The 24,180-nt window shown below is 53.9% G+C and carries 21 protein-coding genes, 3 tRNA genes and 2 rRNA genes; 10 read left to right on the top strand and 16 right to left on the bottom strand.

Annotated features, from left to right (window positions below):
- Positions 1–21: 21 nt before the first annotated feature.
- The 4 genes from D8M41_RS09375 to D8M41_RS09360 all read left to right on the top strand — a co-directional run bounded on the left by D8M41_RS09375 (position 22) and on the right by D8M41_RS09360 (position 8,644).
- Positions 22–450 carry a hypothetical protein gene (locus D8M41_RS09375; RefSeq protein WP_126926874.1) on the top strand — a complete coding sequence of 143 codons (429 nt, stop codon included), beginning with the start codon at positions 22–24 and terminating at the stop codon, positions 448–450.
- 381 nt (positions 451–831) lie between these two features.
- Positions 832–2,802, top strand: a complete 1,971-nt coding sequence (locus D8M41_RS09370) for a site-specific DNA-methyltransferase (RefSeq protein ID WP_126926873.1) — start codon at positions 832–834, stop codon at positions 2,800–2,802.
- 16 nt (positions 2,803–2,818) lie between these two features.
- Positions 2,819–5,785 carry a restriction endonuclease gene (locus D8M41_RS09365; protein ID WP_126926872.1) on the top strand — a complete coding sequence of 989 codons (2,967 nt, stop codon included), beginning with the start codon at positions 2,819–2,821 and terminating at the stop codon, positions 5,783–5,785.
- Positions 5,786–8,644, top strand: coding sequence for an SNF2-related protein (locus D8M41_RS09360; RefSeq protein ID WP_126926871.1), 2,859 nt, complete (start codon positions 5,786–5,788; stop codon positions 8,642–8,644).
- Positions 8,645–9,118: 474 nt separating this feature from the next.
- On the opposite strand, the gene D8M41_RS12015 is transcribed toward D8M41_RS09360, so the two are convergent.
- The 4 genes from D8M41_RS12015 to D8M41_RS09340 form a co-directional block, all read right to left on the bottom strand.
- A complete protein-coding gene (locus D8M41_RS12015; RefSeq protein WP_236588822.1) occupies positions 9,119–9,694 on the bottom strand; it encodes a hypothetical protein in 576 nt (191 codons plus the stop codon).
- Between the two features lie 9 nt (positions 9,695–9,703).
- A complete protein-coding gene (locus D8M41_RS09350; protein ID WP_037237213.1) occupies positions 9,704–10,108 on the bottom strand; it encodes a hypothetical protein in 405 nt (134 codons plus the stop codon).
- 164 nt (positions 10,109–10,272) lie between these two features.
- Positions 10,273–12,012, bottom strand: a complete 1,740-nt coding sequence (locus D8M41_RS09345; protein WP_006888640.1) for a cation:proton antiporter — start codon at positions 12,010–12,012, stop codon at positions 10,273–10,275.
- Positions 12,013–12,255: 243 nt separating this feature from the next.
- Positions 12,256–13,110, bottom strand: a complete 855-nt coding sequence (locus D8M41_RS09340) for a biotin synthase (protein ID WP_126926870.1) — start codon at positions 13,108–13,110, stop codon at positions 12,256–12,258.
- A gap of 146 nt (positions 13,111–13,256) precedes the next feature.
- Between D8M41_RS09340 and D8M41_RS09335 the strand changes: the two genes are divergently transcribed.
- The 5 genes from D8M41_RS09335 to D8M41_RS09315 all read left to right on the top strand — a co-directional run bounded on the left by D8M41_RS09335 (position 13,257) and on the right by D8M41_RS09315 (position 17,079).
- Positions 13,257–13,820 (top strand): TetR/AcrR family transcriptional regulator, encoded by a 564-nt coding sequence (locus D8M41_RS09335; RefSeq protein WP_037237202.1) that lies wholly within the window; start codon positions 13,257–13,259, stop codon positions 13,818–13,820.
- A 195-nt stretch (positions 13,821–14,015) separates the two neighbouring features.
- Positions 14,016–15,452 (top strand): galactokinase, encoded by a 1,437-nt coding sequence (locus tag D8M41_RS09330; protein ID WP_126926869.1) that lies wholly within the window; start codon positions 14,016–14,018, stop codon positions 15,450–15,452.
- A gap of 151 nt (positions 15,453–15,603) precedes the next feature.
- Positions 15,604–15,768: a hypothetical protein gene (locus D8M41_RS09325; protein ID WP_037237200.1), complete on the top strand. Its 165-nt coding sequence runs from the start codon at positions 15,604–15,606 to the stop codon at positions 15,766–15,768.
- Positions 15,769–15,902: 134 nt separating this feature from the next.
- Positions 15,903–16,220 carry a glutaredoxin domain-containing protein gene (locus D8M41_RS09320; RefSeq protein ID WP_126499366.1) on the top strand — a complete coding sequence of 106 codons (318 nt, stop codon included), beginning with the start codon at positions 15,903–15,905 and terminating at the stop codon, positions 16,218–16,220.
- A gap of 43 nt (positions 16,221–16,263) precedes the next feature.
- Positions 16,264–17,079, top strand: coding sequence for a shikimate 5-dehydrogenase (locus tag D8M41_RS09315; RefSeq protein WP_006888431.1), 816 nt, complete (start codon positions 16,264–16,266; stop codon positions 17,077–17,079).
- A gap of 358 nt (positions 17,080–17,437) precedes the next feature.
- On the opposite strand, the gene D8M41_RS09310 is transcribed toward D8M41_RS09315, so the two are convergent.
- Both D8M41_RS09310 and D8M41_RS09305 read right to left on the bottom strand, forming a co-directional pair.
- Positions 17,438–18,211: a rhomboid family intramembrane serine protease gene (locus D8M41_RS09310; protein WP_126926868.1), complete on the bottom strand. Its 774-nt coding sequence runs from the start codon at positions 18,209–18,211 to the stop codon at positions 17,438–17,440.
- Positions 18,212–18,330: 119 nt separating this feature from the next.
- Complete coding sequence (locus D8M41_RS09305) at positions 18,331–18,858, bottom strand: peptidylprolyl isomerase (RefSeq protein ID WP_006888592.1); 528 nt, start codon at positions 18,856–18,858, stop codon at positions 18,331–18,333.
- A 234-nt stretch (positions 18,859–19,092) separates the two neighbouring features.
- Here D8M41_RS09305 and D8M41_RS09300 point away from each other — a divergent pair, with 234 nt between their 5' ends.
- Positions 19,093–19,440, top strand: a complete 348-nt coding sequence (locus tag D8M41_RS09300) for a hypothetical protein (protein ID WP_037237194.1) — start codon at positions 19,093–19,095, stop codon at positions 19,438–19,440.
- Between the two features lie 174 nt (positions 19,441–19,614).
- On the opposite strand, the gene rrf (D8M41_RS09295) is transcribed toward D8M41_RS09300, so the two are convergent.
- The 10 genes from rrf (D8M41_RS09295) to D8M41_RS09250 form a co-directional block, all read right to left on the bottom strand.
- Positions 19,615–19,731 (bottom strand): 5S ribosomal RNA (gene rrf / locus D8M41_RS09295).
- A 3-nt stretch (positions 19,732–19,734) separates the two neighbouring features.
- Positions 19,735–19,807, bottom strand: a tRNA-Ala gene (locus D8M41_RS09290).
- 91 nt (positions 19,808–19,898) lie between these two features.
- The gene (locus D8M41_RS09285; protein WP_126926867.1) at positions 19,899–20,879 is read right to left on the bottom strand and encodes a hypothetical protein; all 981 of its coding nucleotides are present in this window, start codon (positions 20,877–20,879) and stop codon (positions 19,899–19,901) included.
- Between the two features lie 283 nt (positions 20,880–21,162).
- Positions 21,163–21,654, bottom strand: a complete 492-nt coding sequence (locus D8M41_RS09280; protein ID WP_006887399.1) for a DUF3349 domain-containing protein — start codon at positions 21,652–21,654, stop codon at positions 21,163–21,165.
- Between the two features lie 48 nt (positions 21,655–21,702).
- Positions 21,703–22,005: a hypothetical protein gene (locus D8M41_RS09275; protein WP_006887400.1), complete on the bottom strand. Its 303-nt coding sequence runs from the start codon at positions 22,003–22,005 to the stop codon at positions 21,703–21,705.
- A complete protein-coding gene (locus tag D8M41_RS09270; RefSeq protein ID WP_006887402.1) occupies positions 22,005–23,261 on the bottom strand; it encodes an inorganic phosphate transporter in 1,257 nt (418 codons plus the stop codon). Before D8M41_RS09270 ends, D8M41_RS09275 begins: the two co-directional genes overlap by 1 nt.
- A 482-nt stretch (positions 23,262–23,743) precedes the next feature.
- A 5S ribosomal RNA gene (rrf, locus tag D8M41_RS09265) occupies positions 23,744–23,860 on the bottom strand.
- Between the two features lie 3 nt (positions 23,861–23,863).
- A tRNA-Ala gene (locus tag D8M41_RS09260) sits at positions 23,864–23,936 on the bottom strand.
- Positions 23,937–23,963: 27 nt separating this feature from the next.
- The gene (locus D8M41_RS09255; protein ID WP_126926866.1) at positions 23,964–24,077 is read right to left on the bottom strand and encodes an SE2200 family small protein; all 114 of its coding nucleotides are present in this window, start codon (positions 24,075–24,077) and stop codon (positions 23,964–23,966) included.
- A gap of 23 nt (positions 24,078–24,100) precedes the next feature.
- Positions 24,101–24,174 (bottom strand) — tRNA-Ile (locus D8M41_RS09250).
- Positions 24,175–24,180 lie beyond the last annotated feature (6 nt).

Here is a 24,180-nt window from a genome sequence, read left to right as displayed (position 1 = left end):
TTAAAACGGGGTGAATGGTGAATGTCTTCAACGAATAAAGAGCGCAATCCCGAGAGTTTTGGCGAGATTTTTCGGCAGGCCGCTCGTGAGTCTTTGGTGAAGAACCAGCGCGAGCGTAGAAGTGATATTGTGTCTATCGCCCCGATTCAACTGGCGCTCGCCGCGTTGGCGATAGGTATTTACGTCCTGTGGAATAGTTGGTTCTGCCTGATTCCGCTGGGTGTGGTGCTGGTGCTCATGTGGGTTCGTTACACCATGCAGCGGCAGATCTCCCGCGATTTTGCGCAGCTGGATGCGGCGCGCACAGCCTGGCGCAAAACCCGCGATCAGCAGTATTTAGAGTTTATGGCGGAAAATGCCGGGCGCATCCTGAAGGAGAATAAGGCGCTGACGAAGGATGCGCGCAAGCGTGTGCAGGAGCATGCCGACTACGCATCATCCCGGCTTTAAGCTCTGGTATATCACCCCTGGAACATCCTCATGTAATAGTTGTATATTAGGGTTCCAGAATACTTATTACTTCCATTAGGTTGGAAGTATGGCGTAGTTGGCGCACGGAGATGGGTTGCACGCGACATAACGAGTATGTACAGGATGCTTTTGATGGGTGAACCGCATAATTTCTTTGGAGAGAGTGCAGTTGTTGTAAGTAATGAAAGCGATCATGAATCCGTCTGTCGATAAACGGATTGAGTGAGTTACCGAGGTTGATATTGCCCCCAGATGATGGGAAAGCTATTGAATAGACATGTTAATATATGGGAGAAAGTAACCTGATACCTGCCCACCATGACATCCCAATCCCTCACCAAAGGTTTAACGGAGTACACAATGAGTGACCAGATCAATAAAATCCCGAGCGGCTCCCCCAATTTCCAGACTGACGCTGCACAGAAACTGGCAGAGCTGTTCCCAGAGATCATTATGGATGGAAAGGTCGACATCACCGCGCTTCAGACAGTGCTGGGAGAAGATGCAGCAACAGGAGTTGAGCGTTTTGGGTTGTTCTGGCCAGGTAAAACGCAAGCGATCAGGGCCGCTCAGACTCCAACCACAGCCACACTTGCACCCGACCATGAGAACTCGGTGGACTGGGAGAACACGCAGAACGTGGTCATTGAAGGGGACAACCTGGAAGTCCTGAAGATCCTTCAGAAGCATTACTACGGCAAGATCAAGATGATTTATATTGATCCGCCTTATAACACGGGAAAAGACTTGGTCTACAAAGACGACTACGTGGATCCTATTGGCACCTATCTGGATATAACCGGTCAGCGTGATGGCGATGGCAAACTCTCCACCAACACCGAATCGGCAGGACGTTTCCACTCGAACTGGCTTAATATGATGTATCCGCGCCTGAAGCTGGCAAAGAATTTGCTGCGGGAGGAAGGCGCTATTTTTATCTCTATCGACGAAACCGAAATTGGAACGTTGAAGCAAATCTGCAACGAGGTGTTCGGCGAAGACAATTTGATGGGTTCGATGATTTGGGCAGCGGGCAGGAAAAATGACTCGAAATTCATCTCTGCATCCCACGAGTACATCCTGTGCTACGCACGAAACCGCAAGATTCTGGCGGAGAAGGGGATCACCTGGAAAATCCGAAAGAAAGGACTCGATGAGATTTACAAAGCGACAGAGAGAATCGTTCAGGAACAAGGCCACGACTACAATGCAGCTTCACAGGCCCTGAAAGCCTGGTTCCGAAGTCTTGCTGACGGTAATGAGTCAAAACGACATAAGCACTATTCTCGAATCGATGCCCAGGGTGTCTACTTTGCCGATAATATTTCATGGCCAGGTGGTGGTGGCCCGAAGTACCCAGTGCTGCATCCTGTCACTGGTAAACCTGTCAAGATCCCCTCCAGAGGATGGCTTTTCCAGAAGCAAGTAATGGATGAACACATTCGTGCTGATCGCGTACTGTTCGGTAAGGATGAAGGTGCGGTTCCGACGTTTAAACGTTATCTGAAAGATACTGAACTTGAAACTCCCTATAGCGTTTTTTATCAGGATGGACGAGCTGCAACAAAGCGCCTCACCAAGCTCATGGGAAGCAAAGTCTTTGATTTCCCCAAGGATGAGCATATCCTCCAAACTCTCATAACCATGACTACAGAGCAGAATGACCTCGTCCTTGATTTCTTCGCTGGTTCAGGTACGACAGCTCATGCAGTCATGGCATTGAACGCTGAGGACGGCGGGACTCGGCATTGCATTTCCGTTCAGTTGCCTGAGCCTACGAATGAGAAGTCTGAGGCTCGCAAGGCTGGTTATGAGACGATCTCGGAGATTACGCGTGAACGCATTCGACGTGCTGGTAAAAAAATCCTTGAGGAGGAAGTCTCGAAATTGGATGGGCAGGCCGAGAGCTTGGATGTGGGTTTCCGCGCATACAAGTTAGTGGATACAAATTTCACGAAATGGCGTGCCGATTCTTCTTTGCACGAGGAAGAGCTTTTCGATTTGTTTGCGCAGATGGAGGAATCAGCCGATGGCAATGCTCAACCAGAAGCCTTGCTAACTGAGATTCTGCTCAAACTCGGATTCTCCCTCACAGAACAGGTCACGAGCGTGGACGTGGCTGGTTTACATGCCTTCAGCGTCGCGGATGGCTTAGTGATGGCTTACCTCAATGAACATAAGAAACCCACACTGGAGCAGCTGCGATCGCTCGTCGCTCTCGAACCCGAACGCCTCGTCATCCTAGAAGATGCTTTCCAGGGCGACGACGAACTAAAGACGAACCTAGTGCAAGAATGCCGCACTAGCAACGTGGACTTGTGGACCGCGTAAGGGGGTATGGGTTTCGATGCGTTTTCAGTTTGATCCCCACCAGCCTTATCAGGCATCAGCTATCGACGCGGTCACTGATCTCTTCGATAGTCAGCCAGCAGATGCGGATCAGTTAATAACTTCTTCCAGTCTGCTTCCTACTCAGCCGTCCCTGATTGACCAGCGTGAAATTTCCGGTCAACGCGAGTTTGATATTGCGACCGAAGTTGACGCTGTAGGAAATAATCTGGTGTTGGATGAGAGCACGATCTTGTCTAATCTCCGCCATGTGCAAGACCGCAATGGTCTAGACGTTACAGATGAGTTGGTTGATGGCCTGCAGTTTGACATTGAGATGGAAACTGGTACGGGCAAAACCTACGTCTACCTGCGCACCGCATTCGAGCTGGCCAAGCGTTACCAGTTCACCAAGTTCATTATCTTGGTACCCTCAGTTGCGATCCGTGAAGGTGTAAAAACCTCTATCAACTTGATGCGCAAGCATTTTCAACACCTGTATCCAGAAATCAACATGAATGCCACAGTATATGCGGGTGAACGAGCCGAAGAAGTGCGCGACTTTGCCACTGCCACGAGCTTGCAATTCTTGGTGATGACGATTGATTCCTTGCGCGGGGATAAAAACACTCGCATCGTCCACCAGAGTCGGGATAAACTTGCAGGTCTGCGTCCGCTGGACTATCTGCGTGCCACCCGCCCGATTATCATCATGGACGAGCCGCAGAACATGGAATCTCTGCTCGCACAGTCAGCAGTCGCAGAGCTGGATCCGTTGTGTACGTTGCGCTACTCAGCAACCCACCGCACCACTCGCAACGTGGTGTACCGCCTTGATCCATTGGATGCTCACAACTTAGGTCTAGTGAAAACCATCGTGGTCGCTGACACCCAGGAGCTCGGTAACACCGCTAAGCCATATGTGAAGCTGCTAGAGGTGCGTAGAGAACCAACGTATAGTGCGAAATTGGAGTTAGTGTGTCGAAAAAAGGACGGCTCCTATGCTAAACGCAAGGTGAAGGCATCTCAGGGGGATGATCTGGAGCGCTTGTCGGGTGGCAACCCAGCATATGAGGGTAACTGGCGTATCAGTAATATCAGCATCGCTCTCGAACAGATTGAACTCTCGAACTACAGGATCCTGGGGGTTGGTGAGGCAGTCGGCTCCAACCAGGATGCTGTATTCCGTGAAATGATCCGCGAAACTATCCGGGAACACATTCGCAAGGAACTCCAGGTCCATGACCGTGGCATCAAAGTTCTTTCCCTTTTCTTCATCGACAAGGTCGCATCCTACCTTGGATCCGGGAATAACAATCTAGATGCAAACGGGGATTTTGCCAGCTGGTTTGACGAGCTTTACCGCGAGGAACTGGCGAAGTGCCCTAAGGCTGCACGTTTTCTACCCGCCGATCCGCTTCAGGCGCGCTCAGGCTATTTTGCTCAAATGAAAGGCAAAGGTAAAGGCGCGCCAATGGTGTTCAAAGATTCATCAGGTAAGACGAAAGCCGATGATGATGCCTACGAATTGATTATGCGGGATAAGGCCAGGCTTTTGAGTATGGATGAGCCGGTACGTTTCATTTTCTCTCATTCAGCTTTGCGTGAGGGTTGGGATAACCCCAACGTGTTCCAAATCTGCACGCTACGTGACATGGCCTCGGAGACTGAGCGTCGCCAGACCATTGGGCGTGGCCTGCGTCTACCCGTCAACCAAGAAGGTGAGCGGGTTTCCGACCGTGGACTTGCGCAGCTAACCGTGGTGGCCAATGAGTCATATCAGGCGTTTGCTGCTGCCCTTCAAGATGAATATACGAAGGCGGGTGTGGCGATCGGGTTTGTGCGGCATACGGAGTTCGCCCACCTACCCATCATGGAAGACGGTAAAGAATCCAGGTTGGGTTCGCGGCGCTCGGGTAAGATCTGGAAGTTCTTGCATGATCGTGGTTATATCAATGATTCCGGTGAAGTCATGGGCACCTGGGTTCCTGAACAGCTCAATTTCACACTTGACCTGCCCGCTCAATACGCAGACTACGAAGATGACATCATCAACATTGTTAATGGCTGCAAGATCGAGACCATAGTTAAACCCAAACGCAAGCGAGTGGTCCGTAAACTCAACAAACAGGTGTACGCCACTCCCGAGTTCGAAGAGTTCTGGGAGAAGATCACTAGCCGCACGACCTACCGGGTAAGCTTGAACCGTACCGACTTGGTCCAGCGGTGCGTGGCACGCATCAAGGAAGCCCCGCCCATTGACCCGATCCGAATTCAAGTGACCCGCACAGGACTGGAACTGACCCGTGGCGGCCCTAAAGGATCTATTCTCGATTTACGCAATGAGGTTCTCAAGGAATCCTATCCCCTCCCTGACATCATTATGCAGCTCCAGAAGACAACCTCTCTGACACGTAAGACTATTATCGATATCCTGCTTGGATCAGATCGTTTGGGCGAGTTCCTCACAAACCCTAATGACTACATCAAGATGGTCACAGACTGCATTGAAACCGAGCTGGCCCATGCTCTCATTAATGGCATCCAATACGAGCCAATTGGAGGCAGCATCTATGAGCTTCGTGAACTGCAGGCAGATGGCTTAGACGAGAAAGACCGGTTCATTGATCAGCTCTACAAGGTCACGCACACGGAGAAAACCGACTTCAACTACGTTGTGTTGGACTCCGCGGTGGAGCGGCAGTTCGCCCAGTACCTGGATGGGCGGGAGGACATCAAACTGTTTATGAAATTGCCTGACAAGTTTCGTATTCCCACACCAGTTGGTGACTACAACCCAGACTGGGCGATCATCAAGATCGAAGACGGAACTGAACACCTCTATCTGATCCGCGAAACCAAGAGCAGTCTGGATCCGAACAAACGTCGCCCAAGTGAGAACGCAAAAATCAACGCTGCAATCAAACATTTCCAAGCCATTGGCGTGGACTACAAAGTCAGTGCACCTGAGCGATGGGGTATCTAAATGGAGGTAAATGCTGGTGCTCTCAGCGACTATCAGGCCAAGTTCTACGCCCATGAACTCGACCGTTCCTATGCTTCCGACCATGTGGGTCGCCTAGCCGGGTTGTTGTTTGATGCACAGGTAGAGCCCAAGCCCCACCAGGTCGACGCCGCGTTATTTGCTTTGCAAACCCCGTTTACTTCTGGTGTGATTTTGGCCGACGAGGTGGGCCTTGGGAAAACCATCGAGGCTGGAATTGTGATCAGCCAGTATTGGGCTGAGCAAAAGCGCCGTATCTTAATCATTGCGCCGTCATCTTTGCGTCAGCAGTGGAGGCAGGAACTCAACGAGAAATTTGCCTTACCTGCGTTCCTGTTGGAACGCGGCAGCCTTGATGAACTCAACAAATCGGGCACACAAGCACAGATTCTTATCTGCTCTTATGAGTTCGCAAATTCTCAACACGTTAGTCTCACACGTACATGGGATCTAGTGGTATGTGATGAGGCGCACCGGCTGCGCTCCTATTGGAACGGGCAGGCGAAAATTGCATCGAATGTCGCAAGGATCTGCCGTGGTGCGACAAAAACCATCATGCTCACGGCTACTCCATTACAAAACCGGCTTGAGGAACTATATGGGTTGGTGAGCGTGTTCGCTCCCGACTATTTCCGCTCTTTGGAAACGTTCAAAGAACGCTATATCAACAACCCCGACGGGGTGGGCAATGATGACCTTGCAGCTAGGGTTGCACAGATCGCAAAGCGAACCCTTCGAAAGGACGCGAATAAATACATTCGCTTTACCACCCGAATGCCACTGACCGTTGCCTTCACCCCCAGTGAGGATGAGATCCAACTCTATGAGTTCATCAATTCCTACTTGCAACGGCCGTTTCTGTGGGCTTTCGCTAAGTCTCAACGCCACCTATCTGCTCTCATTCTCCGTAAACGTCTCGGTTCGTCTTCCTACGCGGTAGCTTCCACGTTGGAGAGCATCGCGAATCGTCTGGAGGCTGAGGCAAATAGTGGTAAACGCCGCAACGACGCTGGAGCGTTCATCGCAGATCCAGATCTGACCAGTGAGGAGCGGGAGGAAGCCAACAACACATCCGCCTCGCCCGAATCTGTTGGGGATCGGGAACACGCTGAGATGCTAGCCGAGGCACAGGAACTCCGTGACTACGCTGCACTCGCACGCTCCATTACTGTCAACCAGAAAGCCGTCAAGCTGGTTGATGCTCTTGAGCAAGGCTTTGCAAAACTACGCGAGATCGGCGCACCTGAGAAAGCGATTATTTTCACCGATTCCACCGTCACCCAGAAATATCTGGCACGCTCCCTGGCAGAGGCAGGTTGGGGTGAGGGGCTTGTCTTGTTTAACGGCACCAACACCAACGCCAAAGCCAACGCAATTTATCGGGAATGGCTGGAGGAGAACAGTGGCAGTGACCTCGTCACTGGGATACCTGCCGCTGATCGGCGCAAAGCTCTCGTTGATGAGTTCCGTCAGCGCGGGCGCCTCATGATTGCCACCGAAGCCGCCGCCGAAGGCATCAACCTGCAATTCTGTTCAATGCTAGTCAACTACGACCTGCCGTGGAATCCCCAGCGCGTTGAGCAGCGAATTGGCCGCGTACACCGTTTTGGACAGAAACATAATGTTGTCGTTGTAAACTTCTCCAACAAAGGCAACCTTGCCGAAGAACGCATCCTTCAGTTACTCACCGAAAAATTCCAGCTCTTCACCTCCGTGTTTGGAGCTTCAGACGAAGTACTCGGGCAAATCGAGGACGGCCTGGATTTTGAGAAAAATGTTGCTGCGATTTTGGAGCGATGTACCACCGCCGAGCAGATTGACGCCGCGTTTACTGATCTTGAAGCGCGCTATGCCTCTCAGATCAACCGAGAGATGAAGCGAACGCGCAAGAAGGTTTTCGACAATCTTGATCCAAAGGTCCGCGATAAACTCAAGTCCTACGATACTCAAACTGGCGTCGTCTTGAACGCTTTCGAGCGACTTCTCATTGCCCTTACGCGCTATGAGCTGTCTGGTATCGCCACCTTCAACGACACCGCTACACAGTTCACGCTCACTCAGCCTCCCACACCCAACATCACCGTTGGAGAGTATTTCTTCAAGACCGAACCACGCAAGGGTGCCCACCAGTACAGGTACTCCAGTGAACTGTGTCAATGGGTGGTTGACTCCGCAAAAAAGCACAAGACACCCCCGGCTCGGCTCACATTCCAGATCAAGGGTTCAGTGCGTGTTACTGCCATAGCAAGGCGACTACGAAATAAGACTGGTCGGATCACCGTTCACGAAACGACGTTTACCATGCAGGCTGGTAACCAGAACCTACGCGAGACCTATTTGTTGTTGGCAGGTTTCTTTGAAGACGGTACGCCCATGGACCACGAGCAGATCCGTGACCTTTTTGACCTCACTTGTATCAACGTAGCCCCGGAAGCCGTGAACACCGATGGTTTCAGTGAAACGATTGATGCTTTACGAAGTCAATTTGCCAAAGACGTGCAAGATCGTAACGCAATTTTCTACCTGCAACAAGAAGCTCTCATTGATGCTGCGCGCCTTGATCTTAAGGCTACGTTTGACGCGAAGATTCGAGACTTCCACGCCAAAGAATCCACCGCTACTAAGGCTGCACGCAAAGCCTCCAGTACAGCCGAACAACTCAAACTCACCCGCGAGGCACGCCAATGGAGACGCCGAGCCGAAGAGGCAGACGACGAATACCGCCGCCAGCGCGACAAACTCCGCAATGAGTCAGACACCTATCTTGACAATGCTGCACAAGCCCTAGAAGTAGAACAATCCACCAATGAACTATTCACTGTCAACTGGGAGGTTCGCTGATACCATCATGCAGAAATAATCTACGGCACCATAACAATTTAACACCCCTATACAACAACTAAAGTGTCAGACATCAAAACACTCAATATGGAGATCAGATGTTGTTGCAGATACTGTGTTACGGGGATTAGAGAAGTATCACAGTCATGATCGCCTAGTAACTCTCCAGATATCAGGATATATTAAGCAAAATTAGGCAGTAAGTACAAACTGGATGCACTGTTAGTTTGAGTCAATTCCAACGCTGTAACCCGCTGCCCTCTCCCCTACCCCTCAATCGCCACTCCGCCTAGTGGATCGATCAGCCCTCGGAAGAAATGCAGCACCAGTTTTTAGAGCCGCCGCCAGCACACAGACAACGGTGGGTGAAATAAGCAACCACGCTCATCTCACCCACCGTTTCTTTCTTTAATTTTTTAATTCAATACAAAGAATATATGTGCTTTGATAAGGGGTTTTACTGACCGCCCCCTGCTACCGTCTCGATTTCTTCCGGGGTTTACGGGATTTGCGGGAGCTCTTTAACCGTCTCATATTCTGTGCTGACTGAGCATTACCTGCTGTTCTCTGCTCTGCCGCAGCCGCACGGTCAGTTGGGCTATCAGCCTGCTCCTGTGCCGCAGCAGTGCTTTCCTGTGGCGAGGTCTCTTCATGATCCGCGGCGTTGGTATCCTGCGGCTCATCCGCTACGGCGCTAACATCAGATGCAGATTCAGACTCACTCCCCTGCTGCGGTGTATTATCCTGCTCGGCCGCATCTTCTTTCTGAGACTCTGGATCAACATCAAGTTCTTTAGCAGAAGGTTCACGCGGACTCTCCCCCGTTTGCTCACGCTCTGCCTGCTCCTTCTGATGCTGGTGCGCCTGGCGAATCTGGCGCAGCTGCTCACGATTTGTCAAAATCACCAGGGTCATGGCGTTCAGGAACACACCAACTAGGAACAGCATCCAGCCGATAAGCATATACCTGCTGCCGCTCAGAACCGCACCAGCAACCAGCAATGCAATAGAGAGCAGATATGCGGGAGAAATCAGGAATCTAGTGTTCACGCCGCTCCCCTAACGCACAGTGGGGCGGGACGACGACTGAGAATCCTCAATCTTCGACGGCAAAACGCTTTTCTTCTTTGGAGTCTCAGAGCCCAGCTCAACCGTGGCTTCCGAATCCAGCGGGTCACCGTCAAAATCGGGCTCCCCCTCAATCGGCTCTTCGCTGCGTTCGGCGGCTTTCTCCCGCATCGCCTCAAAACGCTGCTCAAGGTTGGTCAGCATCGCGGGTGCTGGCTCACCCTTCATCTTTGAAACCGTCACCAGGTGCGCAAAAACATTCAGCCCCACAGCCAGCAACAGCAGAAGCCACCCCACCCACAGCATCCAGGAGACGCCGGAACCAATCATGAGTGCACTCACCAAGACGGCGCCAAGTGAGCTAAGGTACGCGGGTGAGAGGTTCTTAAAATCCATGTCTACTTTCCACAAACTTCACAGCGGGGCTACAACGGTACTCGGTGACATACCGTACTCTCTCATTCTATGTGATTCTGAATGCTTAAATCGCCCCTGACGCCTCAATATTTCCGTGGGCGTAGCCCAAAAGACGCCGGGGGAGGTTCTGGCCGGTTCCCCACCTAGTTTTTCTCGCGGGAATCCACGCTCGTCACCAGTGGTGATGACGGCGCATTCTCAACCAACGGAATGGATGAGGTGCCCAAATGTTCCCGCAGAAGCCGGTAACGTTCCAAAGCGACCGCACCGGCGGGCATCGCCGGGAGCACAAAATTATTGTTGGAGCGGATGGTATCGGCCTGCGAGAGGATATCAAGCTTACGAATCACGCGGTACACATCGTTCGGGTCGTACCGGTCTTGTGCGGACAGCACCTCGTGCTGGGCGGCAGTCATGGCCACATCGCGCAGCCTCGTGTACTCCTCGCGACTGTTCTTCAGCGCCTGCATCTTCGGCTTATATTCGTCCGGCAGGTTTTCAATAATGTCGTCGCGGCGGGTGATTGCGGTGCACATATCTTTCACCCGTCGGTATGTCTCAGGGCTTGCCGCGCGGGCCTCCTCCTGCAGCACCTCAAGGGCAGCGTGCTGGGCCAGCTCCAACAGCTCGGGGACCGCGTTATCTTCGGAATGATCCGCCTTAACACCCAAAACATTCACCACGAACGGCAGGGTAAGGCCTGGCAGCACCATCGTGAAGAACAGCACCGAAATGACCACCACAATCGAATCGGCACGAAGTTCCTCGGTGCCCGCAACAGTGGGGATAGAAAGAGCCAAAATGAGGGTTACCAGCCCGCGCATCCCCGACCAGGTCATCACAATAACCTCAGCGAATGTGCCCGGCGCCCCTTCATGCACAGGGGTTTTCTTCAGGTTTCCCAGCATCCAAACAGCAGCAAACCACAGCAGACGCACCGCGATAGCAACCAGAGAAATGAGGGTTCCGTAGCAGAACAGGTTCAGCAGCCGGGTGGAGTCGGCTTGATAAATAATTTCGCTCGCCTGCAGACCGATAAGTCCGAACGCCAAACCGGTCAGCAGCAGCTCAATAACCTGCCAAAATGATGCATTTGAGAGGCGATCTTCGGCTTCCAGAGCCACCAGATACTTGGTGCTCGTAAACTGCACAGCGGCGATCACAACGGCAATCACGCCCGAGGCATGCACGCTTTCAGCAACCAGGTACACACCAAATGGAATAACGAGAGTAACAGCGCTGCGGGCCACAGTCCCGTGAGCCTTCTGCCGCACATATCCGCCAAGCCAACCAAAAATATAGCCAACCACAACAGCAACCACAGCACCAAAGGAGAAATCCCACAGAACCTTCAGCGGGTCCACTTTCTCATGGTGGTCAATGGCGTGAATTGCCGCGTGAAAAAGCACCAGAGAAATGGCGTCGTTAAAACTACCCTCGGTCTGCAGAGTGCCAATCAGGCGGCGGGGGATGCCAACAGGCTCGGCTACAGCCTCAACAGCAACCGGATCCGGCGGGGCGATTGCGGCACCAATAGCCAGGGCCATCGCAACGGTCATCCCGGGAACCCACCACATGGCGCTGCCGGCGACAGCAAGGGCGGAGGCAGTCGTCAGCAAAACCGAGTACAGAAGCACCGAACGCCAGCGGCGTTTAAGAGTTCCCCACGAGAATTTCACGCCAATAGCCCACAGAAGCGGGGGCAGAAAGATCGGAAGAATAATTTCGGAGTCAATCTCAAGGTGCGGCCTGTCAGGTAGCAGCAGGGCACCCACTCCGAGGATTGTCATCATAACGGGCCAAGGCAAATTAAGCCGATCACCAACGCCCACCATAATGACGGTGGCGAGTAGGATCAGCACAATGATGGATAGATATAGCATCGGCCCGAGTATCAACCCCTTGAGTTTAAAGTGTGTGCTTAGCTCAAGCGTACAGGAGGTTCAGCGGAAGGTTTTGCCGCCTCGCACGCTTGAGTCAAACCCACACACAAGCTAAATATGTCTTGCTAGAAATATACTAAAAATGGCTTTTTGAAAATATAGCTATTCCCCTCTAAATTAGTATACCTAATCCAGAGGGGAAATATATGCATTTTTAGCTATTTATTGTGTGTGATACTGCCCCTACGCCCCACACCCGCCAGAACCACAGCCGCACCCATGCGATGCGCTAGCCGCAGCAGGTTGCGGCTCTTCAACAGATTCAGAGGCTTGAGCGGAAGACCCGCATCCTTCAGAGCCGCAGCCACAACCACCCGCAGAAGACTCGGCGGAAGACTCAGCATGATCATGCCCACCGCAGCACCCGCCACCATCGACAGAGCCGCACGCGGAACCGCGGGCCTCACGGTACCCCATTAAATCCACCCCCAGCTCAGAGAGATACCGCAGGTACCCAGCGAGCGCATCCTGCCCGCTGGCACCAGCAATCACAATACCGCCGTGTTTGAGGGCTTTAAGGGTTTCGTTAATAATGGGCCAGCGCTCAATATCGTCACTAATCGTGATGGCACTAACAATATGCATAGCCAGTGACGAGAGGGAACGCAGCGCCTCTTCATAGCCGTCGGGCAGATGAAGAACTTTATCGGGGGCGGCCATGCGGGTAATAGCAAGCACCCGCATGAGGGTCATAGGTACGGCGTTAGCGGGGAGTTTCACGGTAATACCTGTGGCGCTGCCCGCGCCGAGCTCCGCCAGTTTATCCGCGAGCACCTCAGAGTCAATATCGGCGCTTAAATCCAGTGTTTCGTAGCCGCCTATGGCGATAGAACGAGTGCCGAGCGCGGCCGCTAGTTCTTCATCATCAGTATGCACCGCGATCATATTGCGGAATTCGTGGCGTCGGATAGCTGAGGCTGCCTCAATAAGGGCGAAGTCTTGCCCGTCGCTGGTGACGATTAGTTCGTGTATTTCATCCCGGCTCAGGGTTTGCCCGGACATAATGCGTTCGGCAAGTTCGGAATATGTAGTGCTCATACCGAATATTAAACACCCGTTCAGTGTGTGTGCCCACCGGGTTACGCCACCAGCGGCGATTATTCTCCCGCTCATTTGTCGAATATTACCTTCAGGCGCGAATGATTCGCTTCAACGGCGGGTGTGGGGCCCGTAGAATATTGGGTGTGGCTCTTTCGCGCGATAAGATTCTTCACACCGCCTACGAGGTGCTGGCAACCTACGGTTTGGCGGATTTGTCGATGCGCCGATTGGCCTCCGAGCTGCAGGTGGCACCCGGCGCCTTGTACTATCATGTGCGCTCGAAGCAGCATCTGTTGGTGTTGCTGTCCGACTATATTCTAGCGCACGCCCCAGACCAGTTACACGCTCCATGTTCTGCTGGCTCAGCCGATGCGGTGCGTTCGTGTCTTATGCGTCGCGGAGAGATCCTGTTTTCAGTACTGTACCCTATTCGGGAGTGCCCGGAAGTGATCCGGTTGGCTCTCACGTTGCATCCGGGCTCGGTTGTTCTGGTGCGTGTGCTGAGCGCGGATCTGCACCTGCTGGGTTTTTCGGGGGAGCGGGCTCAGCGTCAGGCCCGACTATTAGCTCATCTTGTGCTGAGCCTCATTGAGGAGGCGCAAACTCTGCCGCTGCTGGATCCTGAGGGGGCACACACATATTCTGAGGCATTGGAACGGTACAGAGAGGATATGCAGTGTGCCGTGGATTCTATAATTGGCTTATAGTTCCTAAATCTCTCTAATTACCCTTGCAAAACCACCCCGACCAGTATGTATGCCTCAAATATTATATATTAATGGGGCATTGCGTGGCACTACGGTGGCAGCAGAAGTGCCGTGTGCCCCACCAAGAACCATTTGTTTTCCTACAATGTTTAACATCCCAGTCACATTCCTACTCGGTTCCGTCTCGGAGGTTCTATGACCACCACCGCTGCCCCCCAATGGGACACTCTTCCGGTTCACGCTCAGGAGGTGCGCCGCGCACGTGAGGCGTTCATTGAAACCTACGGCAGAGAACCTGACGGAGTGTGGTCGGCACCGGGACGCCTGAACCTGCTGGGGGAGTACATTGATTTTCTGGGCGGTTCGTGCATGCCCATGCCGTTGCCGTACCGCACCTATGTGGCGGGGTCACTGCGGCGTGACGGCGTGCTGCGGGCCTCATCATTACAGATGCCCGGTGATGAACGAACCGTGGTGGTGCGTGATATTCAGCCGGGTCACCTCAAGGGATGGTTCACATACGTGGCGGGGGTTGCGTGGGCAATGAACCATGAGGGTGGGCGCGATATTGTTCTCCCACCCGATTTCGGTGCTGACCTGCTGATTAATTCACGGGTGCCGGTGGGCGGCGGGCTGTCTTCCTCGGCGGCGTTGGAGTGCTCAACGGCGCTGGCGCTGCTGGATCTTTCATGCCCTTTACGGCCGGGGTGCCCGGAGGCTGATGAGCTCCCTTCAGACCGTTCACCGGGGAATGATGCGCTTCGGGCACGTCTAGCACAGGTGTGCATTACCGCCGAGAATAAGGTGGCTGGGGCACATACTGGGGGTTTGGATCAGACGGCGTCGCTGCGGTCTAAGCCGGGGCAGGCGCTGGTGGTGGATTTCCGTGATTTTTCGATTGACCCGGTGCGGGTAAATGCCGCCGAGAATGGGCTGAGCTTTCTGGTGATTGATACGAAAACCCCGCACGAGCTGACTGACGGCGGGTTTGCGGTGCGGCGTGCCGCCTCCGAATCGTGTGCTCAGGCGCTGGGGCTGCGTTTTTTGCGGGATGCCCTACCGCAGGATTTGTCGTGTGCCGGGCTGGGGGAGCGTGCAGCGAAACAGTGGCGCCTGGATCTGGTGGATTCTTCGGTGAACCGTGCATTGGCGGCGCTTGAGGAGCGCGGCACTCCGGCTGATTTCCCGCGCGGGTGGGTGCGGCATGCCTTTCACGATATGGCCCTTGTGGGGCGGGCTAGTTATCTGCTGAAAAATGCGGATTCTCTGGGTGCGGCGGCTTTTGGTGAGGCGGGCCGTATTTTCACGGAGTCTTTTGTGTCGATGCGTGATGAGCTGCGGGTTTCGCGTCCGCAGATTGATGTGGCGGTGGATGCGTGCCTGGCGCATGGGGCGCTTGGTGCGCGCATTGTCGGCGGTGGTTTTGGGGGAGCGGTGATGGCTTTAATACCTACCGACCGGCTGGGGGAGGCGGCTCAGGCGGTCGCGCAGGCGTATGCTGAGCACGGGTTCGCCGAGCCGCGTTTTTTGCCGATGGTGGCTGGTTTCGCGGCGGATCATGACTGGCCTGAGCACAGCAGCGCGTTAGGGCGTGAGGGGGATACTCTCAAAGGCTGTTCCTGCGGGGATTAGCCGCCAGCCTGCACGGGTGTTGTGCCCGTTAGCGGGCTAAAGCACTGCGCTGAAGATTTTCGGTGACCAAGAAGGTAGAATAATCCACGGTACTTATGTACCGCACCGTCCTCACACCGAGGGGCGGCACCGCACAGAAAGGAGCCTCACGATGGGCTTTGATATTAAGGGCAGCGTTGATCAGGGCCTGGATAAGGCCAAGGACGTTGTGAACGATAAGGCTGGCAAGGAAGTTGTCACCGATGAGCACGTCGATAAGGCTGGCGAGGCTGTGAACGAGAACGTACAGAAGCTGACCGATAAGTTCGGTAAGTAACCTGTATTGGGGACACGGGGCGGAATTTTTAGGTTTCGCCCCGTGTTTTCTATGTTGGTCCGTGCGGTACGGATGGGAGGGTCACAATGGTGGCTTTACCGGTTTTGAGAACTATTTTTTGAGGAGCAACTTTAATGCTTGAACGTCAGCAGTCCACCCAGGAGCAGGCACGGCAGGTTATGGCCGATGGTGGTGTGGTGATTTATTGGCGCCCTGGGTGCCCGTTCTGTGAGCGTCTTGATTCTAAGCTGGGCGAGCTGGGCGATCACGCCACGTGGGTGAATATTTGGGAGGATCCTCAGGCTGAGGAGCATGTGAAAAGCCTCAACAACGGTAACGCCGTAGTACCTACCCTTGACACGGGGGATGTGCACTTTGTGGTGGCTGATGTGAAGTCCCGTAATCAGGCGGCTCAGCTGATTAGGAATGCCATGGAAGGGGCTGTGCAGTAGCCACGTAGCCACCCTTTGGCCCGCTATTTATGAGGAGGCTCCGGTGCGTCCGGCTTTAAATAAGAACACGACCGTCTGCATTTCCCTGTCGGGACGGCCGTCAAACCACGGCATTAAGTTCCACAATTACCTGTATGAGAAACACGGCCTTGATTACCTGTATAAGGCGATGACAACCACGGATATTGAGGGTGCTATTGCGGGTGTGCGCGCCCTGGGTATTCGCGGGTGCTCCGTTTCTATGCCTTTCAAACAGGCGGTTATTCCGCTCATGGATGAGGTCGATCATTCGGCGCAGGTCATTGGGGCGGTTAATACTATCGTCAATACAGATGGATACCTGCACGCCTACAATACCGATGTGATTGCGGTAGCTTCCTTGCTGAAGTCGCATGCTGTTGATCCTAAGCTGCCGTTTCTTCTGCGCGGTTCGGGCGGCATGGCGGCGGCCGTTGCGGGTGCTTTCTACGATGCTGGGTTCCGGGCGGGCACTATTATCGCCCGCAATGAGGCTGCGGGCACGGCGCTTGCACGCCGGTACGGGTATGCGTGGGCGCCTGAACCCGGCGATCTTACCGCCCCGGTGATTGTGAATGTTACCCCGATCGGTATGTCTGGCGGTGCCGAGAGTGAGCAGCTGGCGTACCCGCAACCCACGATTGAGGCGGCGTCGGTGGTCTTCGATGTTGTGGCGATGCCTGTGGAAACCCCGCTGATTCGTGCCGCTCGCGCTGCCGGTCGTGAGGTTATCACGGGCGGTGAGGTGATTGCTTTGCAGGCGGCTGAACAGTTCCGGCTGTATACGGGTGTCACGCTTAGCCCTGATGACATTGCTCAGGCTGAGGCGCAGGCGAATTAGCTTGTACAGGCATTCCTCTGGGTGCAGTTCGTTGTTCGGACTGCACCCATTTTTTGTAATTACAGATAATGCATTGCACACCCTGGGACTTAAGTTTTCCACAGGTGGGGATAAACATGGGGAAAACCCTACATGTCTGTAATTTCGAGATGATTAAGCCTTTTATCCACAGGCCATAATGGGGTACTACCACCGATGGAATTACATCATTGTAGTTATTCACAGTGTGGATAACATCTGTGGATAGATAGGTTCCACCGCGTGTTTAAAGGGTTTTCGGGTGCTCCCGCCGCTGATTTTCTCCACGGCGGGAACACCCGGAAGAGCCGCTATATTCAGTACTCTCAGTTCACCCCGTTTAGCGGCCGCGTGAGCGCATAAGCTGCGGGGCGATACACAGCAGGGTCGCTATTGCACCGGCAATGAAACCACCCAGGTGGGCCTGCCACGAAATGCCGGGCATTATGAACCCGTAGATGACGTTCACACCAATCAGCACCATCACCGAGCGCACATTATCGCGTTCTTTGAGGGCAACCATAATGGTCAAGTAGGCGCCCATGAGCCCGAAGATACCACCGGATGCGCCTACTACCACGGCGTGTGGTTCTAGCACCCACACGGCTGCTGAACCGCCTAGGATGGCGGTGAGGTACACCAGCAGGTACCGCCAGTTCCCGATCATTTTTTCGATGGCGGCACCGAAAAGATACAGGGAGACCATATTCAGCAGCAGGTGGCTGGGGTCGTTTTGGGAGTGTAAGAACCCGCTGGTAATGGCACGGTAGTATTCGTGGGAGTATGCGACCCAGTCGGCCTTGTACGCGAATTCGTTATAGACCCAGTAGTTAGGGATGATCCACTGCAGCAGGTATACCACCACGTTAATACCAATGAGGGTGTAGGTGATATTGGGGTTATTGCTGGTACGTGCCCGCTGCGGCCGGGAGTGCCCGGTAACGTCGCGGTAGCAGTCGGGGCAGATCATGCCGACTTCCAGGTGGATTTGGCATTGCCCGCAGGCTGGGCGCATGCACCGGGTGCACCGCGCGTAGCTGGCCCTTTCGGGGTGGCGGGGGCACACGGGTTCCTGCTGTTGGCCGGGGGAGTGGCTGATAGGTGGTTCGCTCATGGGGTGTCCTTTCGGGGCGCCTATAAGCCGTTGGGCGCACCAGGGGATAAGCGGTTTATATACGCGAAGGGGACCCCCCTCGGTTTCCCGAGCGGGTCCCTGGTTCGGTTCAGAGGTTTTTAGAGCTTCTGAATGTCGATGGAGGAGATGACCACATCCTGCGTGGGGCGATCCTGCGGACCGGTTTCTACGCTCTCGATTGCGTCGACGACCTTCTTGGAGGCTTCGTCAGCGACCTCACCGAAGATGGTGTGGCGGCCGTTGAGCCAGGGGGTTTCGTCGGTGGTGATAAAGAACTGCGAACCATTGGTGCCGGGACCTGCGTTTGCCATGGCCAGCAGGTAGGGCTTGGAGAAGGTCAGTTCGGGGTGGATTTCGTCTTTGAACTGGTAGCCAGGCCCGCCCACACCAATACCGAGGGGGTCGCCGCCTTGGATCATGAAGCCCTTAATGATGCGGTGGAAGATAACATCCTTGTACAGGGGGCCGTTTTGCAGCTCACCGGTGCGCGGGTGTTTCCATTCGCGGGTTCCATCTGCCAGACCAATAAAGTTTTCAACAGTTAGTGGAGCTTCGTAACCGAAGAGGTCCACGACGATGTCACCGTAGTTAGTGTGAATAGTTGCTTTAGCGGTTGCGTTAGTCATGTCTCTATTTTGGCATGGCGCGCGCTTGTGCGCTAGGACGGCGCGCGGCGTGGGTCTTCAGTAAATTTAGCCGGTTGAGAAAAACCGTATAGTAAAACCTATTTTTTAGTGGTTGAGGCGGTTTTAAACAAGATTTTTGGTGTAAAACTCTTTATGCTGAAAGGTAAATATTCTTTTTGTTGCGGTGCTCTCGCTGTGTGTGGGTGCCCGTGGCTCTATTTATGGGAGATACCTATGTTCTGTTGCAAGAAACGCAAGGCTCGTAAAGCGGCGAAAAATGCGGCCGTGGTGGCAGCTATGGCTGTTGCCGAGAAGGCTAATGATTTGAATGTGCCGCAGAAGGCTGAGCTGTTTGCAGAAAAGCTCACCGGTGATCGCAAGGCGATGAAGAAAGCACGTAAGGTGGCCGCGAAAACCGCCCGTAAGGCGCAGAAGGAGCTGAAGGGGATTGAGCGTCGTGGCGGTAAGCGCCGCCCCCGTAAGGTTCTGGCTCTTCTTGGCCTAGCGTTGGCTCTGGGGGTTGCCGTGGTGGCTGCTTACAATGCGGCACGCCCGGTGGAGGACCCCTGGAAGAGCGCCTAGGTTCTTTTCTTTTGTATCGGCTAAAAGTCGCTTTCTGGCCGACTACCGCCCTGTAGGTGGTTTCAGGTTAGAAAGCGGCTTTTAATGTTTGAAACAGCTTTTGTGCTCTCATATTTTTATGCCACAAAAAAGGAGCCTCAGACACATGCTGTGTCTGAGGCTCCCACAAAACTAGTCCGGCGACAACCTACTCTCCCACACCCATCAAAGTGCAGTACCATCGGCGCAAAAAGGCTTAGCTACTGGGTTCGGAATGGAACCAGGCGTTTCCCTTTCACTATCATCACCGAAACGTGGAGGCGAGGGGACTCGAACCCCTAACCCTCTGCTTGCAAAGCAGATGCGCTACCAATTGCGCCACGCCCCCGCGGTGCTCTACAACTATATACTATTGCGCGTACCGATGCAAAACGCACCCCCGCAGAGGCCGTTTTCCATGGTGTAATGCGGTTTTACGGCTATTGTGCACTGTTAATGTCTATCTTCGCACCGCCGTGGTAGGCGGACGCCTCCGTACCAGCTGGCAGTTTTGAGAGCCATTTTGACAAGTATTTTCTGCATCCTGCAGCGAGGTTCTTCGGATCGTTATCGCGTCTAAAATCTAGCCGCAATGCACGGTCCTTCTGCTGCGCCGTATCACCCAGCCACACGAAGGAGAAACTGGTGAGGGTACGGAAATCACCCCGTTTCGCGGCGGCTTCTAAAGCGCCTGCTACCGATGGAACATGTTCGGTACCCACCACATCTACCCGAACCTCTGCGTTTGCCCCCGAAGGCAGGGGAGTGTCCTTAAGGTTCAGGCGGTACCGGGCGGTAACCTGCTCGGGTAGTTTCACGGTTTTGAGGTCTTTAAACCGTTTGATGCCTTCCGTCCAAGGCCCGGTAGTGATACGGGCGGTCACTACCACCCCTTCTTCGGTGGAGGTGGTGGCTTCTAAAGCATCGGATGACTTGCCTTTATATGACTGTGCCGCACGCAGAATTTTAACCCACTCGGTCTCGGTGATGCTCGCAAACCGGTACACGTCAATAACAGGGGTTTCCTCGTCCTGCACAATACTCACCCGATGCGGACGCCCATACTCGCCTAAGGCGGCAAGTGCGGCCGCAGCAGCAGATATATCGCCCTGCCCGGCATCGGTCAGCCCAATACGCGCCACTAAACGCTGGGAATCCTCATCTTCGCTCTCCCCAATGTAGATACGACCGATGTCTTCAAGCACCAGGTATTCGGTGTTAATGTTCCCGTGGATCTCACGCTCCCACTTCACCAAACGTTTACTGTTTGATGCGGTAGCTGCGGCTTCCTCACCAAGCACCCCGGTGGAGGCAATCGCGGGTAAAAACACAACGAATCCGGCCGCAGCCACACACCCGCCTCCCAGCAGCAGGGAGCGGCGGCTCATACGCCGTGGACGGTTTTTCGGGGTGGAAGGCACGGGCCGTTTCCCTTCGGTCAGGCACCCAGCGGAAGGCTAGGTGTGAGAATCGGTGCATAGTGTCGGCAATCCCCTCCGCATGAGGGTAAAAATCGCCGCAGGTGATACGGTTCCATTGTATGAGAACTACGCTTTTCAGCGCGGCAGAAATGGGCGTGATAGCCCACTCAGAATCTGAAGACCATTCAAGAGTGCACCGCTACATATAATGCGATACAAGCCGGTTAACACACGGTGGGCGGAAACTAAGATGTCTCCGCCCACCGTGTGTTCTCTGAGGCTCCTACGCCGAGTCACCGGCCTGTTCGGTGATTTTCTCGGTCTCCTGCTTCTCTGCGGCATTCTCAAGCGCCTCATTCGGCAAGGTAACACCCGCCGCCGCAAGCTCAGCAATTCTGATTTCCCCGGTGGTGGGGTCTTCATAGGCCACATACTCCGGGTGGCCGTCAGCATCCACGTCGTCGTTCACGTGGGTTTCGGAGATGAGGAAGCCGTGCGCACCGAGGATTTTAGCTACTCGGTCAATATCCTGCGGGGTCGGCGCATGGTCCACAACACGCCGGATGTACTCGTTAATGCGCTGGTCGCTCACGTACGCCTCACCACGGGCGGCACGGGACTGCATGAGGCGGCGTACCACTTCCTGCAGCTGCTCATCGTTTAGGCGCATCTTTAAAATAGCCATCACGGCAGCACGATCCTGCACGGGCACATCTTTAGGGTAGCCGACGCTAAGCCAGTCGACTACGCGGGATATGATGTTTTTATCGGGCATCTAACACCTCCTTCACACATTCATAGGTTATGAGCTGTCTTAATAATTCTAGTGCCCTCCACCGGTTACACCGAAAACATTCCAGCCGAAGGTGTGGTAGATGAAATCTTTGGCGACCCAGAGGATACCGATAAACACGATTCCTACGATAATAGCAAATACTACGGTGGCAGCCATCCGTGAAGCCGTTGATGGCGGCTCAATTTCGATCAGCTGCCCATCAGCCGTGTACTCGGTCGTCCCAGACAAAAGGCGCATCCCAAAGGCGTAAAGTGCTGGCAGACCGGCCCCGAAGAACAAGCCCGCAAGAATGACAGGAATGATTTTTTCGAGAAGTTCAATCAGGGACATTATGCACCTGCCTTCTGCGGGAGGGCTTCTTGATGGTTCTTAGCGGAGTCATCCATCGGTGCCTCATCTGCGGTCAAGGATTCCTCAGCAGCGGCTACGGCTTCACCATCCCAGCTGTTGGTCACATTGGAAGCATCAATAGCGTCCTTCTGGGAGTGGCGCCACATCCAGAGGCAGAAGACAACCAGGATAGCGAAAACCACCAGTTCGCCCACGAACTGGGTGTTGGTTAGGGAATTCAGCCCCGCACCAATCATCCAGGTGGTGGCACCAATTGCTGCGGCGGCGGGGAGTGTAATCACCCAGGCCACCACCATGCGCCCGGCCACACCCCAGCGCACCTCGGCACCTTTACGGCCTAGTCCGGTGCCAAGAATCGACCCGGTGGCAACATGCGTGGTAGAGAGCGCCATACCGAAGTGTGAAGAAGTAAGAATAATGGCTGCGGATGCCCCATCTGCCGCTACACCCTGGGGGGTGTCAACTTCGACAATACCCTTGCCAAGAGTGCGGATAATGCGCCAGCCGCCCAGGTAGGTACCCAAAGCAATGGCAATAGCACAGGATGCCTTGACCCAGAAGGGGATAGCGTCGTCATCGTTCACGCTACCGGAGGCAACCAGCGCCAGGAAGATCACGCCCATAGTTTTCTGGGCGTCATTCGTACCGTGCGCCAGCGACATGAGGGAGGCGGTTCCCACCTGCCCCCACCGGAAGCCACGGGTTTTCCTCTCGTCCGAGACGGGGGAGGCAATACGGTATACCAACCATGTGCCCACAGTTGAGACAAGTGCGGCAACCAGAGGTGACATAACTGCCGGAATCACGATTTTAGAGAGCACACCGCCCCACTGCACACCTGAGAACCCCAGAGCGGCAAGCGCCGAACCAATCAGCCCACCAAACAGCGCATGCGAAGAACTAGACGGTAAGCCCAATAGCCAGGTCAGCACGTTCCAGAGGATACCACCCACAAGCCCGGTGAACACTATGAGCATAAGCGCCGAACCGTCTTTTTTGATGTCTATCTGATCTAGATCTACCAGCCCTTTACCAACGGTTTTAGCGACCTCGACGGAGAGGAAAGCACCGACGAGGTTCAACGATGCCGACAGGGCAACCGCTGTTTTAGGTTTAAGCGCGCCCGTGGCGATGGAAGTAGCCATCGCGTTACCGGTATCGTGAAAACCATTCGTGAAGTCAAAAGCCAGCGCCGTCAACACCACGATCACGAGGATAATCAGTTCTGTAGTCACACCATGATTATGGGACGGATGGGGCGAAATCTAAAGTGTTCGTAGCAAATCATGAATAACAAATAAAACCACATTTTTAAATAGGTGATTCACAGCAGAAGTTTAAGCGTCTCACTGGTTTAACGGGGATAACCGCTATTTTTAGGGGTTTCCAAGCTCGGTTCTCATGATAGAAGCAGACCATTTTTTATTGCTTCATGTGGTTTTATCTCACGAGTTAGCACACCGTCAGGACGTGCGAAATACGGGATTTATAGGACGTTCATCTATTGTTCATTTTCAAAGCTGGATAGGGGTTAATGAACCTTAATACGAAAGTACCCAGTCGATGATTTCAAGACTTATATCGTGGCATATTGGTTTCCTCAAACAGGCATCTTTTGCCCCTGCGCCTACCCGGTCTGCAGCCTTTACCTATCCGCCCAGCACTAATACAAAAAGGAGGGGTTTCAGGCTAACCTGAAACCCCTCCGTAAAAACTAGTCCGGCGACAACCTACTCTCCCACACCCATCAAAGTGCAGTACCATCGGCGCAAAAAGGCTTAGCTACTGGGTTCGGAATGGAACCAGGCGTTTCCCTTTCACTATCATCACCGAAACGTGGAGGCGAGGGGACTCGAACCCCTAACCCTCTGCTTGCAAAGCAGATGCGCTACCAATTGCGCCACGCCCCCGCATCAGCGGAAAATCGCTATGTAATTCTAAATAGAATCCGTGGATTCCTGCCAGGCCTGACGAACCTGATTCCCCTGGAACTTCTTGAATCCCAGGAAAGCAGCACCCGAAAGGAGGATTAGAATCAGTAGTTTCTTCATCGTTTTTCCTTCCCATCGTGCAGTGGGCGTACCAAGACTTGAACTTGGGACCTCTTCGTTATCAGCGAAGCGCTCTAACCGCCTGAGCTATACGCCCTCACCG

The sequence above is a fragment of the Rothia sp. HSID18069 genome, assembly GCF_003989155.1.
Lineage (GTDB): Bacteria > Actinomycetota > Actinomycetes > Actinomycetales > Micrococcaceae > Rothia > Rothia aeria.
This window is presented reverse-complemented; position numbering and strand designations above follow the sequence as displayed.